The 13,673-nt window shown below is 54.4% G+C and carries 15 protein-coding genes; 9 read left to right on the top strand and 6 right to left on the bottom strand.

The window, feature by feature from the left end; all coding sequences use genetic code 11:
- Positions 1-102: 102 nt before the first annotated feature.
- The 3 genes from FHI25_RS18820 to FHI25_RS18810 all read right to left on the bottom strand — a co-directional run bounded on the left by FHI25_RS18820 (position 103) and on the right by FHI25_RS18810 (position 1,413).
- Positions 103-519 carry an MAPEG family protein gene (locus FHI25_RS18820; RefSeq protein ID WP_210520413.1) on the bottom strand — a complete coding sequence of 139 codons (417 nt, stop codon included), beginning with the start codon at positions 517-519 and terminating at the stop codon, positions 103-105.
- A 130-nt stretch (positions 520-649) separates the two neighbouring features.
- Positions 650-859: a helix-turn-helix transcriptional regulator gene (locus FHI25_RS18815; RefSeq protein ID WP_210520411.1), complete on the bottom strand. Its 210-nt coding sequence runs from the start codon at positions 857-859 to the stop codon at positions 650-652.
- Complete coding sequence (locus tag FHI25_RS18810; RefSeq protein ID WP_210520409.1) at positions 859-1,413, bottom strand: DUF2975 domain-containing protein; 555 nt, start codon at positions 1,411-1,413, stop codon at positions 859-861. Before FHI25_RS18810 ends, FHI25_RS18815 begins: the two co-directional genes overlap by 1 nt.
- Before the next feature lie 177 nt (positions 1,414-1,590).
- On the opposite strand from FHI25_RS18810, the gene FHI25_RS18805 reads away from it, so the two are divergent.
- The 3 genes from FHI25_RS18805 to FHI25_RS18795 all read left to right on the top strand — a co-directional run bounded on the left by FHI25_RS18805 (position 1,591) and on the right by FHI25_RS18795 (position 5,639).
- Entirely contained in the window at positions 1,591-2,025 is a 435-nt protein-coding gene (locus tag FHI25_RS18805) for a metalloregulator ArsR/SmtB family transcription factor (protein WP_210520408.1), read from the top strand.
- A gap of 53 nt (positions 2,026-2,078) precedes the next feature.
- Entirely contained in the window at positions 2,079-3,089 is a 1,011-nt protein-coding gene (locus FHI25_RS18800; RefSeq protein WP_210520406.1) for a sulfotransferase, read from the top strand.
- A 129-nt stretch (positions 3,090-3,218) separates the two neighbouring features.
- Complete coding sequence (locus FHI25_RS18795; RefSeq protein WP_210520404.1) at positions 3,219-5,639, top strand: heavy metal translocating P-type ATPase; 2,421 nt, start codon at positions 3,219-3,221, stop codon at positions 5,637-5,639.
- 81 nt (positions 5,640-5,720) lie between these two features.
- Here FHI25_RS18795 and FHI25_RS18790 read toward each other — a convergent pair whose 3' ends face one another.
- The gene (locus FHI25_RS18790) at positions 5,721-6,632 is read right to left on the bottom strand and encodes a sugar kinase (protein WP_210520402.1); all 912 of its coding nucleotides are present in this window, start codon (positions 6,630-6,632) and stop codon (positions 5,721-5,723) included.
- Positions 6,633-6,653: 21 nt separating this feature from the next.
- Entirely contained in the window at positions 6,654-7,700 is a 1,047-nt protein-coding gene (locus FHI25_RS18785; RefSeq protein WP_210520400.1) for a D-TA family PLP-dependent enzyme, read from the bottom strand.
- A 172-nt stretch (positions 7,701-7,872) separates the two neighbouring features.
- On the opposite strand from FHI25_RS18785, the gene FHI25_RS18780 reads away from it, so the two are divergent.
- The 6 genes from FHI25_RS18780 to FHI25_RS18755 are packed head-to-tail and all read left to right on the top strand — an operon-like array spanning position 7,873 to position 12,061.
- Complete coding sequence (locus tag FHI25_RS18780; RefSeq protein ID WP_210520398.1) at positions 7,873-8,721, top strand: transporter substrate-binding domain-containing protein; 849 nt, start codon at positions 7,873-7,875, stop codon at positions 8,719-8,721.
- A 27-nt stretch (positions 8,722-8,748) separates the two neighbouring features.
- Positions 8,749-9,411 carry an amino acid ABC transporter permease gene (locus tag FHI25_RS18775; RefSeq protein WP_210520396.1) on the top strand — a complete coding sequence of 221 codons (663 nt, stop codon included), beginning with the start codon at positions 8,749-8,751 and terminating at the stop codon, positions 9,409-9,411.
- A gap of 11 nt (positions 9,412-9,422) precedes the next feature.
- Positions 9,423-10,082 (top strand): amino acid ABC transporter permease, encoded by a 660-nt coding sequence (locus FHI25_RS18770; protein WP_210520394.1) that lies wholly within the window; start codon positions 9,423-9,425, stop codon positions 10,080-10,082.
- A 10-nt stretch (positions 10,083-10,092) separates the two neighbouring features.
- Positions 10,093-10,857: an amino acid ABC transporter ATP-binding protein gene (locus tag FHI25_RS18765; protein WP_246879222.1), complete on the top strand. Its 765-nt coding sequence runs from the start codon at positions 10,093-10,095 to the stop codon at positions 10,855-10,857.
- A gap of 17 nt (positions 10,858-10,874) precedes the next feature.
- A complete protein-coding gene (locus tag FHI25_RS18760) occupies positions 10,875-11,261 on the top strand; it encodes a RidA family protein (RefSeq protein ID WP_210520392.1) in 387 nt (128 codons plus the stop codon).
- Between the two features lie 41 nt (positions 11,262-11,302).
- Entirely contained in the window at positions 11,303-12,061 is a 759-nt protein-coding gene (locus tag FHI25_RS18755) for an IclR family transcriptional regulator (protein WP_210520389.1), read from the top strand.
- Positions 12,062-12,518: 457 nt separating this feature from the next.
- Here the strand turns inward: FHI25_RS18755 and FHI25_RS18750 are convergent, their stop codons facing one another.
- Positions 12,519-13,658, bottom strand: a complete 1,140-nt coding sequence (locus tag FHI25_RS18750) for a DUF1513 domain-containing protein (protein ID WP_210520388.1) — start codon at positions 13,656-13,658, stop codon at positions 12,519-12,521.
- Between the last annotated feature and the right edge of the window lie 15 nt (positions 13,659-13,673).

Raw genomic sequence — 13,673 nt, 5'->3', positions numbered from 1 at the left:
GTTGCCACTGCTTTGTGCACGGCATTATTGGCGTTCATTAAGGCAAAACTCACAGCGCCCGGCAAGCACGCGATCAATTGCGGATGTGATTATTGCGGAGACCTAGGCCAAAAACAGTTGGGACGCGTAAACCAGCATCGAAAACAGGCTGACGAAATAAGCAATCGAGCGCACGCCATTGATCCCCGGAACGCGCGTGATACCGGCAAGATAGAAACCTGCATGCGTAATGCGCGCCGCAAGGAATATGGCAGCACACGCAACGGTAACACTATTGGACATACCGATGACATGTGCAGTGAGAACGATAATCGCAAAGGGAATAATGTTTTCCAGATGGTTCTGGTGGGCACGTGCCCCGCGTGCGGCCATCCCGGTGCGTTCGGGCAGGGAATCACGGTTGCCCATCAGGCGCTTGCCTCCGACACCGGGCTGCTTGGCATAGGCATAATTATAGGCCCATGGGAAAGCCAGGCACAGAAGCGCATTGAGAACCAGAATGGTTAATTCGTAAGTCACTGGAAATCCTGATTTTGAGAACGGTATCTGACTTACGTTGTCAAAGCAGGCGATAGATCAGTCATGGCGGGATAATTCGAGCGTGGATTTAGGAAGGCCGGAGGCAACTGATCGCCTCCGGCATGTGTTCCTAGCTGTCGGTTTCATATTCCAAAAGATCACCGGGTTGGCAATCGAGCTCCTTGCAAATGGCCGATAGCGTTTCAAATCGCACACCGCGCACTTTGCCGGACTTCAGAAGCGACAGGTTCTGTTCGCTAATCCCGATCCGGGCGGCGAGGTCCTTTGACTTCATCTTGCGGGTGGCCAGCATGACGTCCAGCCGAACGATAATGCCCATTAGACGAAACTCCGGTTTTCGTCATCAATGCGGGCGGCTTCGCCCAGTACCCAGGCAATGACAATGATCAGCCCGCCCAGAAACAGCGTGCTGGCCTCGGCATTACTGAGCCCGATCGACAGAACCCGTTCTCCTGCCGGGCGATGGAAAGTCGCAAGGACAGAGGTGGCAGCACCGGTTAGCGGTTTGATCAGGGTTTGCGCCAGAAGGGCAATACCAAATGCCTTGAGGTGCCTGATAGGTTCAGGCTGGAAAATGGCGTTATGAGCGAAGGCACCAAACATCTTGCGCAAGCGATACAGGCCATAGGCCAAAACAAGTGACGGGATCATCATCACCGCCATGGTGACGTATTTCTGCCAACCCGAGAGCGCGTGCAGATCGGCAAGGCTGACGGTCATTTGACTGGTGCTGGCTTCGACCCAGCCCGGCGCATACCAGACCAGTGGCACGACCAGGATCTGAAAAATGATGGCAATCGCGCAGACCCAGTAAAGAAGGGTGCTGATGGCGCGCACATTCTTAAGCGTATCAGTGTGTTGGGTGGAGGGCATCTGTGGGGCTCCTGAATAGGGGAATTCCGAATCAAGCTATAAAATTCATGTAAAACATGAATAAATTATCGAAATGAGTCAATCAGGTTTGTTTCTGGCCTGCCGAAAGCGACGGCGATTTGCGCGAATTTTTATGTGTCGCTTGCCTTGTGCGGGCAGGCGTGGAAAATAGTCGCCATGTCAGAGAGCAAAACAAAACCTCGCACGCCTGTTCCCGCAACCGATGCTGATGATTGCCAGGAATGTGATGCGGCTGCCCGCCTTGGTCTGAGCACGGAACAGGGCGAGGCCGTCACCCGCGATGCATCACGGGCCGTTGGCGCGAATTTGGCTTTGCCTGATGTCGAGGCGGCAGCGAAAATCTTTTCCCTATTGGGGGATGCCGGGCGGCTTCAGCTTGTTTTGCGCTGCATGGAAAAGCCCCAGACTGTTTCGGAATTGGCAGCGGCAACGAATATGTCGCAATCACTTTGCAGTCATCATTTGCGACATTTGCGCGACCAACGTATTCTCGCGTCCGAGCGTAGAGGGCGACATATCCTTTATCAGATTGATGATGATCATATTTCGCGGGTAGTACGCGATACCTTTGCCCATGTCACACATGATTGAGGGTGCTATGACTCTTGTCTCGCGCCATCTCAAAACAAGCATGCAGGAAAATTATGAGCCAAAGTCAATTGTCGTTGCCTGTTTTCGTTGGTGGTAGCGGTAGAAGTGGTACCTCGCTCATGGGGGATTTAGTCGGGTCGCATCCCGCATTTCATCTGCCTGTCCACGAGAACAAGCTCATTGTCGAACGTGCGGGATTGCGCGATCTGATACGTGACCTGTCCGGCATACCCGATTTGATGAGGCGTCATTTCGCAATTCTGCATTTTTACGCGCGGGCCCAAAAGCTTCGTAATCTGGCTTTTCGCGACGTAGCGTTAAACCAGCAGGTGCAAAACCGTATGAACGAGCATGGTGCATCATTTCATCAGGCGTTTGAGTATGTGCAACGACAAAATCCTCAGGCAAGTGGGTCCGTCCACGCGATAGCGCAGGGCTTTGGGATTAACAACTATGACAAGTGCGTGAACGAGCTCGTCAAAAAACTGGCTGTGCATATCGATCAGAACGGGATTGTTGATACCGATGGACTGCTGAAACCGTTTTTTGTGACGAAGCAGTTTGAGCGAGCAGAATTGTTGGATATTGCCCGGGACTTCCTGTGCGATCTTTACGGCACTATATCGCAACTGCGCTGGGTCGATGATACGCCATCGAACTCTCTGGCGGTAGATTTCCTTGCCGAACTGTTCCCGGAAATGCGGTTTGTCAACATGATCCGGTCACCGGCCGATACGATCAGCTCCTATGTAAAGCAAGTCTGGTTCCCAAATGATGTCAAATTAGCTGAGCAGTATATCTGTTCCAACTTGCTGGCAGCTGAAAAGCTGATTGAGGCTTTGCCTGAGCATTTGACCTTGACGGTGCGGATGGAGGATTTGGTGGAGCAACCAGAAAAAACTCTGGAAACGCTTGCCGAATTTCTCAATGTTTCCAATGAATTCAATTCGCAGCTTGTCAAGAGTGATGCCGCGCATATCGGGCGCTCTGAGAGTGATCGTGATATACAGGCCGCAATATCCGAAGACCTGAAGGCATGGATGGCACGCCACGACTATGCCTGACGACCTCAATACATGATGTTTGGAAGCAAGAACATTCAAATTCCTGTTTGAATGTTCTTGACAGAGACAACCCTGCAAAATACGTTTACCTTAACATATGAATAGAAATTTGATTGTTTGGGATTGTGGATGTCTTTCATCGCGAAATGGGCGGATATGCCGACGGTAGGTTCCTGTGCTCAATGCCGGGAAGCGTTAGTCAATGCGCTTGCTAAGGCAATACCACATCAAAGTTTTTCCGATGACGGTCAAGGCATTTCTACCCCGCTGCCACTCGAAGGAGATGATGCCTCCATCTTTCAGGAAATCCTCAAGAACCATGAAACGGACATTGTTCATTACCAATGGCATGTCACTGGCATGGATTGCGGGTCATGTGTTGCCAAGATCGAAACCGCCCTTGGCAAGTTTGAGGGGGTTTCATGTATCGATGTATCGATGATGCGCGAAACCGTGACGCTTGGCATTGATGAAGCCCACGCTGAAACCCGTGCAGACATCACCAAAACGCTCAATAAGCTTGGATATCCGGCGCAGGAAAAGAATGCCCCGGCGGCTGCAAAGGCAAACGAATCGTCTTGTTGTGCGAGCAGCAGTTGCGGTTCGAGTACTGCCGATGACGCGGCAGTGAATCCTGCTGATGATATGCAAAATGCACCCAAACAAAGCCTTCTGCGCCGCTTTGCGCCATGGTCGTCGGAAAATGACGAAATCGCCTTTGCCGCCACTTGCCTTGCACTCGGCGGGCTGATTGCTGCGATTTTCCCGGTGACGTTGCCATACGCCATGTCTGTGGCGTCCCTTTTGGCAGCGCTGCCTGTGATGAAAAAGGCTGCGCGGTTGGCGCAAAGCGGGGCGATCTTCTCGATCGAACTTCTGATGTCGGTTGCCGTCATCGGGGCTGTGGCGATTGGTGAAAGCCTTGAGGCCGGGATGGTAGTCTTGCTGTTTGCCATTGGCGAGCGACTTGAAGGTGTGGCTGCCGGACGGGCCAGAAGCGGCGTTAAGGCGCTGATGAAGCTTGCCCCGGAGCAGGCACGGCGTGTCGTCGATGCGGGTTTTGAGACCGTGACGCCGCGTGATCTGGTTGTTGATGACATCATCGAAGTCCGCCCGGGCGAACGGGTGCCATCCGATGGCGTGATTGAAAGTGGTGTGGCCGAGATTGACAACAGCCACCTGACGGGTGAGTCGGTCCCGGTCTATAGCGACGTCGGCACAGATGTTTTTGCCGGTGCGATTGTTACCGACAGCCCGGTCCGCATTCGCGTAACCCGTGCGGCGGGTCAAACCATGCTGGACCGAGTGATTGAGCTGGTCGAGCAAAGTGAAAAGCACAAGGCACCTGTAGAACGCTTTGTTGCCAAGTTTGCCCGCATCTACACCCCGATTATCATGGGGCTTGCGCTCGCCACGGTCATGATCCCGCCGCTGTTGTTCGGGCAGGCGTGGGAAGAATGGATTTATCGCGGTCTGGCCCTGCTTCTGATTGGCTGCCCTTGCGCCCTGGTGATCTCCACCCCGGCGGCGGTTACCTCGGCCTTGGCACGCGCGACCAGGATCGGTCTTCTGGTCAAGGGTGGGGCTGCGCTGGAGCTGATCGGGGCTGTGCGCACCATGGCGTTTGACAAAACCGGTACGCTGACCGAAGGCAAGCCGAAACTAAGCGCAATCAAAACCGCCGATGGTTATGGCGAGAATGGTATTCTGACGATTGCCGCCGCCCTTGAGGCCGTCACATCGCACCCGCTTGCGCGTGCTGTCGTCACGGCTGCTGAAAACCGCAATCTTGATCTGCCAGTGGTCGAACAGGCCAGAACCATCGCCGGTGCCGGTGTCGAAGGCCGCATTGACGGGGCGCTGTATCAGGTGGGTTCGGCCAAACGTCTGAACGGTATGCCAGATGGCGAGATGGGCGATTGGCTGACCGCGCAAGAAGATGACGGCAGCACTTCCGTCGTGATCCTGAAAGACGGGCAGGTGATCGGTGCCTTGGCCTTGCGCGATGTGGCGCGCAGTGACGCGAAGAACGCGCTTGGCGAACTTAACAGGCTTAACATCACACCTGTGATGTTAACGGGCGATGCGGATCGGGTTGCCAAACGCATGGCCGCAGAGCTTGGCATGGAGTATCGCGCCGAACTGATGCCCGAAGACAAATTGAATGCCTTGGCGGAACTGCGGGATGATCCGAAACGGTCCGGTCCGGTCGCGATGGTCGGGGATGGCATCAACGATGCCCCGGCATTGAAATCCGCCGATGTGGGCATCGCGATTGGCGGGGGTACGGATATCGCGCTTGAGGCCGCCGATGCGGTGGCGGTCAAGGACCGGCTGGGTGATGTGGTCAATCTGGTGAAGCTTTCGCGTGCGGCACGCCGGGTGATCCGTGAAAACATCACGATTGCATTGGGGCTTAAGGCGGTCTTTCTGGTGACATCGATCACCGGCCTAACCGGTCTTTGGCTTGCTGTTCTGGCCGACACCGGGGCGACGGTTCTGGTGACAATCAATTCGCTCAGACTGTTGATCGCCTTGCGCAAGGCATAGATCACAAAGAATACAGGCAATAACAAATAAAGCCCGGCGTAATGCCGGGCTTTTTGCTGTGATAATGGTGTGTTTCGGTGCTTAAAGGTCTGCCATCATCTCGGCTGGAATGATTGCCCCGCGATGGGTGATGACCTTGCTGGCAAGCTTGTGTCCGGCAAGGGTTGCTGTCACGCCGTTCTGTCCTTTAAGCAAGCTCGCCATAAAGCCTGCATTAAAGCTGTCACCGGCGGCCGTCGTATCAATCGGGGTGATCGGTTCCGGGATCGGAATATGCCGGGTTTCCCCACCTTCATAAAGCATGCAACCTTGCTCCCCCTGTTTGACAACAATCAGGGCAGGGCTCAGCTTGGCAATCCGGCTTACGGTGTCTTGCGCCGTTTCATCGCCCCAAAGAAGCTGTTCATCATCACACGTCGGCATCATGACATCGGCAAGGGCGGTGATGCGGGCGTATGTCTCACGCGCCTGATCTTCCTTGCCAGACCAAAGCTTGGGGCGGAAATTGCCATCAAAGGCAATCTTGCCACCCTTGTCTTTGTGGGCCTGAAGGGTCTGGAACAGAGGTGTGGTGTCATCTTCCAGCACATGCAAGCTGATCCCGGAAAGATACAGCCAGGGCGCATCTTCAAGTGCCTTTAGGTAGGCCGGGCTTGCCAGTGAAATCGTTTGGCGTGCGGCCGACTGATTGCGCCAGTAGTGGAAAAATCGTTCGCCATCCGTGCGATTGGTGATCGAATAAAGCCCGGTATTTGCCGTATCCGTGCTGATCAGGAATGCATCACTGACGTGGTTGTCTTTCAGCACGGACCGGATCTGTTCACCAAACGGGTCTTCGCCGACCGCAGAGGCAAAGGCGCACTTGATCCCAAGGCGACCAAGATAGACCGCAGTATTAAACGTATCACCGCCAACCTTGACGCTGGCGTTTCCTGTCGGGTCGAATGAAATCTCGCCCATGGCTTCGCCAATGCAAATGACATCAACAGACATCGTAAAACTCCCTGATGCGGATTAACGCAGCATGCCGCGTGCGGCGACCGGCATTTCCATCATTTCGCCGTTCTGGTCTTTGATCCAGACGGTTGGAAACAGGTTGGTCACGACGCAGATGTGATTGGGGATAATCGAAATCACGTCACCAACTACCGGGGCCCAATCGCTGTCACCAAGTTCAATGATGCCGTGTTCTTCGGACAGGCCGACAATTGATGCATCCGGTGCTTCGCGAACCATCCCAAAGCCCTCCAGGCCCAGCAAGTCGGAACTCAGCGCCTTTGATCCTGCATCGATGATGGCACGGGTTTTCGTCGGGCGGGAAACCACGGTGGTCTTGACGACCGCGGCACAGTTTTCAACGCCACATGCGCCGCGCGCAATCAGGGAACGGTCATTGTAAATATAGGTCCCGGCGCGGTGTTCAGTTGCGTGATCAAATGCGGGCAGGGCGTCCAGATTTGGTGTGCCACCGGTCGAAACAACCGGGCAGGGGATACCCGCGTCCTCGAGACGTTGTTTGGCATCACTCAGCCATTTGTCGACGTCGTCTGCGTGATCCATTGGCGGATAGGTCATCAGCCCGCCAAACCGTAGTCCGGGCAGTTCATTGATCTTTGATGCCAGTTCGGCGGCGTCAGTCGGGCTTTGCACACCACACCGTCCGGCACCGGTGTCGCATTCCACAAGAACGGTCAACTCGGTTTCTTCATCCGCAAAGCGCGCCGATAGCCCCTTGGCAACGGTCAGATTGTCACAGGTGACTGACAGGGTGCATTTGCGCGCCAGTGCCGCCAAACGATCAAGTTTGGCATCACCGATGACGTTGAAGGTCAGCAATATGTCGCGGAGTCCGCCCTCAACCATAACCTCGGCCTCGCCAATCTTCTGGCAGGTGATGCCGATTGCTCCGGCCTCAATCTGTCGTTTGGCAAAAAACGGCAGTTTGTGCGTCTTGATATGCGGGCGTGTCTTAAGGTCCGCCGCATCGGCAAGGTTTTGGAAACGCGCAATGTTTTCGTCAACGACGGGCAGGTCAATCACAAGGCAGGGGGTGTCGAGCATGCTGGTTCCTGATTGGTTTGAGGTTGGCGCTCTCAGCTTTTTGCAAAACGAAATTGACATATCTTGAACGCCGCTGCTAGGGTAAATCCGAAATAACGGGATATGTTCCGTTATAACGGAAAAACAAAAAACGATCCAAGAATGTGTGGCTCATTTGAAAGTGGAGACAAAAATGGCATTTCTTAAAACTCTGGCGGTCGCAACGGTCATGACCGCGACGGCGGCTTCGGCAGTCGGTACTGCATCTGCCCAGGAAACAAGCAAACTTCAGCAGGTCCTTGATCGTGGTTATCTGGTCCTTGGCACCGGATCGACCAACCCGCCATGGCACTTTGTTGATTCAGACAACAAGCTCAAAGGTTTTGACGTTGATATGGGCCGCCTTGTCGCCAAGGCGCTGTTCGGCGATCCCGACAAGATCGAGTATGTCCAGCAGTCGGGTGACGCGCGCATTCCGAACCTTGTCACCGACAAAGTCGATATGGCCTGCCAGTTCATGACGGTCACCGCCGAGCGTGCCCAGCAGATCGAATTCACCATTCCTTACTATCGCGAAGGTGTTGGCCTGCTGCTGATGGCGAATGGCGACTATGCCGATTATGATGCCCTCAAAGCGGCCGGTGACAACGTTACCGTTGCGGTTCTGCAAAACGTCTATGCCGAAGAAATGGTGCATGCAGCCTTGCCGGAAGCAGACGTTGATCAGTATGACAGCGTCGATCTGATGTATCAGGCGCTTAATTCCGGTCGTGCCGAAGCTGCAGCGACCGACCAGTCTGCACTTCGCTGGTTCATGGTTCAGAACCCGGACCGCTACACAGACGCCGGTTATGCCTGGAACCCGCAAAGCTATTCTTGTGGTGTAAAACCGGGCGATCAACGCTGGTTGAACTTCGTCAATACCGTCCTGCATGAAGGCATGACCGGTGTTGAATTCCCGTTCTATGCTGAAAGCTTCAAAACCTGGTTTGGTGAAGAGCTCGAAACGCCGAAAATCGGCTTCCCTGTCGAGTACAAGTAATCAACGCAAGCATTCGGGAACTCCGTTGTGAATTACGATTTCAACTTTGACGTCATCTGGCGTAACTGGGATCTCCTCGCAGAGGGGCTCGGGCTGGGTCTGTTTCTGGCCATCGTCTCGATTGCGATTGGATGCGGGATCGGCCTTCTGGCGGCGTTCGGGATGCTTTCGCGTCATAGAACCTTGCGCTGGATCGCGGTGACTTATGTCTCCGCGATCCGCAATACCCCGATCCTTGTTCTGATCCTGTTTTGCTATTTTGCCTTGCCGCAACTGGGCATCGCGCTCGATAAAATCTCGTCCTTTATCTTTACGCTGTCGATCTATGCCGGGGCCTATCTGGCCGAGGTTTTCCGATCCGGTCTGATGGCACTGCCAAAGGGACTGCGTGAAGCCGGGCTTGCGATTGGTCTGACAGAATTCAAGATCAAGACCAACATCATCATTCCGGTGATGTTTCGAAATGTCCTGCCGTCACTTTCAAACAACTTCATTTCGCTGTTCAAGGACACGTCCCTTGCCGCGGCCATCGCGGTGCCGGAACTGACCTTTTATGCGCGCAAGATCAATGTCGAAAGCTTCCGTGTGATTGAAACATGGATGGTCGCGTCAATGATCTATGTGGTTGCCTGTTATGTGATCGCAGCTCTGCTGCGCCGTCTTGAACTGCGCCTTGCAGTTCCGCGCTAAAGGGGTATCAGATGAATTTCTCTCTTTTCCTGACAGAACTGTGGAACGCGCGCCTGAGCCTGCTTTCGGGTTTGGGTGATACAATCCTGATCTCTGTGGCCTCGGTTGTGCTGGGGTCTGTCCTTGGCGTCTTTATCGGTCTTGCCATGACCTATGGCGCGAAGTGGCTGCGCTTTATCGTGCGCCTCTATATTGATTTCTTGCGCGGAACCCCCGTCTTTGTCCTGATTTTGGCATGCTTCTATATCCTGTCGGTCGTCGGTCTTGACCTGACGGCGTTTCAGGCCGGTGTTTTGGCATTGACGCTGTTTTGTTCGTCGCATGTCGGCGAGATCGTCCGGGGTGCCTTGATCGCCATTCCGGCGGGCCAGACCGAAGCTGCCAAATCGGTCGGTCTGACATTCGGGCAAACCTTTGTTTATGTGCTGCTGCCCCAGGCGTTGCGCCAGATACTGCCAACCTGGGTCAATACCGCGACCGAGATCGTCAAGGCATCGACGCTGCTTTCAATCATTGGCGTGGTGGAGCTTCTGCTTGCGACCCAGCAGGTCATCTCGCGCACCTATCTCAGCCTTGAGTTCTATCTCTTTGCGGGCTTTGTCTATTTCCTTTTGAACTTCGTGATCGAGCAGGCTGGTCGTGCCGTCGAACGCCGCATCTCGATCCCATAAAGAGGCAATCATGTCCCCAATTTTGACTATTTCCGGCCTTCACAAAAGCTTTGGCAAGGTCGAAGTGCTTAAGGGCATCGACCTGACCATGCAGCAGGGCGATGTGGTGTCGCTGATCGGATCGTCCGGTTCGGGCAAGACCACGCTTCTGCGCTGTGTGAACCTTCTCGAAGATTTCGAGCAAGGCTCAATCGAACTGGCAGGCCAGTCCATCGGTTACAAGCAGGACGGCGGCCAGCGTCGCCGTCTGCCAGAACGTGAAATTGCCCGGCAGCGTGCGATGACCGGTATGGCATTTCAGCAGTTCAATCTGTTCCCGCACATGACGGCTGTTCGCAACGTCATGCTTGGTCTGATCAAGACCAAGAAGATGGCCAAGGACGAAGCACGTACTATTGCCGAAAAATGGCTGGAGCGTGTTGGTATGGCGCAGCGTCGTGATCACTATCCCGGCCAACTTTCCGGTGGTCAGCAACAGCGCGTGGCGATTGCGCGCGCGATCGCGATGAACCCGCAAATCATGCTGTTTGACGAAGTGACATCTGCGCTTGATCCGGAACTGGTCGCCGAAGTGCTGGCCGTGGTCCGTGATCTGGCGAATGAGGGCATGACCATGTTGCTCGTGACGCATGAAATGCGGTTTGCGCGCGATGTTTCAACCAAGGTCGTTTTCATGCATCAGGGGCGTATTCACGAAGAAGGTACCCCCGAAGAAATTTTCGGTGCACCGAAAACCGAACGCTTGCAGGGCTTCCTTGCAAATTCTGAATTTTAAGAACCAGGAGATATTTTATGAGCATTAAAAGACACGGTGTGGGCGAAGGTAAGGGCAACGGTCAGAAGGCACTGCCATTTGCCAAGGCCACAGAAGCCGATGGCTGGCTTTATGTGTCCGGACAAACCCCGATGCGGGATGGCGAAGTTGTCGGAAACGGCATCGTTGAACAGTCCCGTATCGCGATTGAGAATATGCTCAAAATCGTTGAAGATGCAGGTTACAGCGCTGCTGACATCATGCGTATTGGTGTCTGGCTTGATGATGCCCGTGATTTCTGGTCCTTCAACGGTGTGTTCGAGGAATATTTCAGCGAAAATCCGCCGGCACGTGCCTGTGTGCAGTCCTCAATGGTTGTTGACTGCAAAGTAGAGGTCGACTGCATTGCCTTTCGTAAGGCATAACAGTCTGCAACTATTACGGTAAGACGTTAAGCGAGGGGTTTATGACAGAACAGCAGATACGAAAACGTGCGCGCGGCATTGATCGTGCGTTCGATATTTTGGACCATCTGCGTGATGTCAAAACCTCTCAGCGTCCTGCTGAGATCGCCCAGGCCTTGGGCGCACCGACCTCGACGGTTTACGATCTGATAGGCACGCTGATTGATCATGGCATGCTTGAAGTGACCGATGCCAATGGCTCGGTCTTTCTGGGACGGCGGGTTTATTTCCTCGGCCTTGCTTATCGTGATTATTTCGACCTGACCCGGCAGGCGGCCGGGGTGCTTGATGAAATCACCGCAAGCACCAAGGAAACTTCCCAGTTCTGTATGCTTGATGGCAACAAATACACCGTGGCCCTGCAGCGCGAAGGCAGCCGCCCGTTTCGCATTTCTGCTGATGTCGGGGAACGGACCGCCATTCCATGGACGGCGTCAGGTCGGCTTTTGCTGGGGCACCTGAGTGATCAGGAAATCCGCGATCTGATCCCGGCTGAGGACTTTATCCTGCCCGACGGGCGTCAAATGGATATTGCTGCCTATATCGCCGAAATCCGCCGTGCGCATGACGAACGCTTTTTCTCGTTCGACAGCATTGTGGATACCTTCACCCATTGCTTTGCCGCACCGGTTTATAATCAAAGCGGTATCTGTTCTGCCACGCTGTGTATTGTCGCCCCCAAGGACGATGCACGTAAAAACTATGATCTCTATAAAAACGTGCTTCAGAGCGCGGGCGACAAGCTTTCCAAAACCGTTTGAGCCCATAGGGCACCGATCATTAAACACATCACCCGGATCAATCGTCCGGGTGTTTTTGTTTTTGCGTCTTGGTGTTGTCGTGGAATTTGGCCCGAAAAGAGAAAGCGGCGGTTATCGTTTCCCGCATCGATAACCACCGCTTTTCCACCTTGAGAGGCCTATGGGGAGAGAGGACCCATAGGTCTGAGAGACAAGCCGCTTGGGGACAAGTGCGAATGGGTTTCATTCGCGGGCTGTGTCGAGGCCCGTTATAGGTAAGAAAAAACACCGACGCAAGTGAAAATCGTTCTCATTTGCGAAAAACTTTTGGTTGATGGATTTCTGATATAAATATCCCGACAAAAACAGTTGGTTAAGCGCGGCGTTTATGCCCGGATTTCCGCGATTTTCAGATGGCGGAAATAGGAAAATCCGCAGTGTTTGTGCGGGTTTTGAATGGCTTTATCGTCGGGTTGGTTCAGGCAATGATCCGGCGTAAATGGTTGTCCCAGTGCTGCGATTTCAAAGAATCGTCGGGCAGTTCCACGCGTTTACGGCGAATCGCATCCATCCGCCAGCCATTGCCAAGGCCGCTGGTGCCAACAAATTCACCGGCCCGATCCGTCGCGGCAAGACCGCAGCCATCCGGGGCGGCGATATGGGTCAGGAAGTCATTGGTTTGCGCATCCCAGAAGGTCACAAGCCCGCCGCGCGGACAGGAAATACCAAACACCTGGCCCGATGCATCAAACCGCACCGACCCGCAATATTGCCGCATGCGGTACTGAACCGTATCCGGGGCCTCAATCGGGCGGATGTCTGATCCCGGTTGCCAGATACCGACAAGCGGCACCTGATCGGTCAGATCGCCCTGATACTGGAAGCCAGCGGCAATCGTGCCATTCGATGCCACATCAAGGTGACGGATCGAAAGTTTGTGCCAGTCATGCTTCAGCGCTGCCTGATGAACAAGCTTGCCAGTCCGGCGATCAATGATCGACAGGTTGGGTTCCATCGAGCTGATATTAAGCGGCGTGCGCCCATCCTGATCGGGATGGGTGTGCAATCCGCCATTGGCAATCACCAGATGCTCGCCATCCGGCATCAGATGCAATTCATGCGGGCCTGTGCCAAAACTGTCGAACTCCGCCACCCGGCGATAGCCATCCTCAGCATCCCAGACGGACACAACGCCGCGGGCATGATCAAAGTCGTTTTCAGTGATGTAAAGATATCGGCCATCATTGGAATAGATGGCATGGCCATAAAACCGGCGGTCTTCCGGGCAATGCAGTTTGGCGCGCACATCCCCCGTATGGCGATCCAGGATCAGGCCATAAAGCCCCGGACGGCGTTCGACGGCTGCGACATCAACATGGTTTGGGCGCAGGCCGATATCATGACCACGGCCGGGCAGGGGCTGCTCAAACAGGATTTTGCCCGAAGCATTAAACGCGCTGACATAATAATCGCCATCATCTCCAGCACTGGCGGAAATATAAACTGCGCGGTCTTCGGGGTTTGGCGTGGTTGCCGCACGGGCAAGACCCACCGGTAACAGGGTAAAGGCCCCGCCAACACCCATGAGTTTCAGGAAGCTGCGACGTTGATATGCCATCTTTGATCTCCTGCC

It is taken from the genome of Thalassospira sp. ER-Se-21-Dark, assembly GCF_017922435.1.
Taxonomy (GTDB): Bacteria; Pseudomonadota; Alphaproteobacteria; order Rhodospirillales; family Thalassospiraceae; genus Thalassospira.
This window is presented reverse-complemented; position numbering and strand designations above follow the sequence as displayed.

Excerpts from the sequence above, each read along its gene's own strand:
- FHI25_RS18815 (WP_210520411.1), bottom strand. The coding sequence starts at position 859 with ATGGGCATTATCGTTCGGCTGGACGTCATGCTGGCCACCCGCAAGATG.
- FHI25_RS18810 (WP_210520409.1), bottom strand. The coding sequence starts at position 1,413 with ATGCCCTCCACCCAACACACTGATACGCTTAAGAATGTGCGCGCCATC.
- FHI25_RS18805 (WP_210520408.1), top strand. The coding sequence starts at position 1,591 with ATGTCAGAGAGCAAAACAAAACCTCGCACGCCTGTTCCCGCAACCGAT.
- FHI25_RS18800 (WP_210520406.1), top strand. The coding sequence starts at position 2,079 with ATGAGCCAAAGTCAATTGTCGTTGCCTGTTTTCGTTGGTGGTAGCGGT.
- FHI25_RS18795 (WP_210520404.1), top strand. The coding sequence starts at position 3,219 with ATGTCTTTCATCGCGAAATGGGCGGATATGCCGACGGTAGGTTCCTGT.
- FHI25_RS18790 (WP_210520402.1), bottom strand. The coding sequence starts at position 6,632 with ATGTCTGTTGATGTCATTTGCATTGGCGAAGCCATGGGCGAGATTTCA.
- FHI25_RS18785 (WP_210520400.1), bottom strand. The coding sequence starts at position 7,700 with ATGCTCGACACCCCCTGCCTTGTGATTGACCTGCCCGTCGTTGACGAA.
- FHI25_RS18780 (WP_210520398.1), top strand. The coding sequence starts at position 7,873 with ATGGCATTTCTTAAAACTCTGGCGGTCGCAACGGTCATGACCGCGACG.
- FHI25_RS18770 (WP_210520394.1), top strand. The coding sequence starts at position 9,423 with ATGAATTTCTCTCTTTTCCTGACAGAACTGTGGAACGCGCGCCTGAGC.
- FHI25_RS18765 (WP_246879222.1), top strand. The coding sequence starts at position 10,093 with ATGTCCCCAATTTTGACTATTTCCGGCCTTCACAAAAGCTTTGGCAAG.
- FHI25_RS18760 (WP_210520392.1), top strand. The coding sequence starts at position 10,875 with ATGAGCATTAAAAGACACGGTGTGGGCGAAGGTAAGGGCAACGGTCAG.
- FHI25_RS18755 (WP_210520389.1), top strand. The coding sequence starts at position 11,303 with ATGACAGAACAGCAGATACGAAAACGTGCGCGCGGCATTGATCGTGCG.
- FHI25_RS18750 (WP_210520388.1), bottom strand. The coding sequence starts at position 13,658 with ATGGCATATCAACGTCGCAGCTTCCTGAAACTCATGGGTGTTGGCGGG.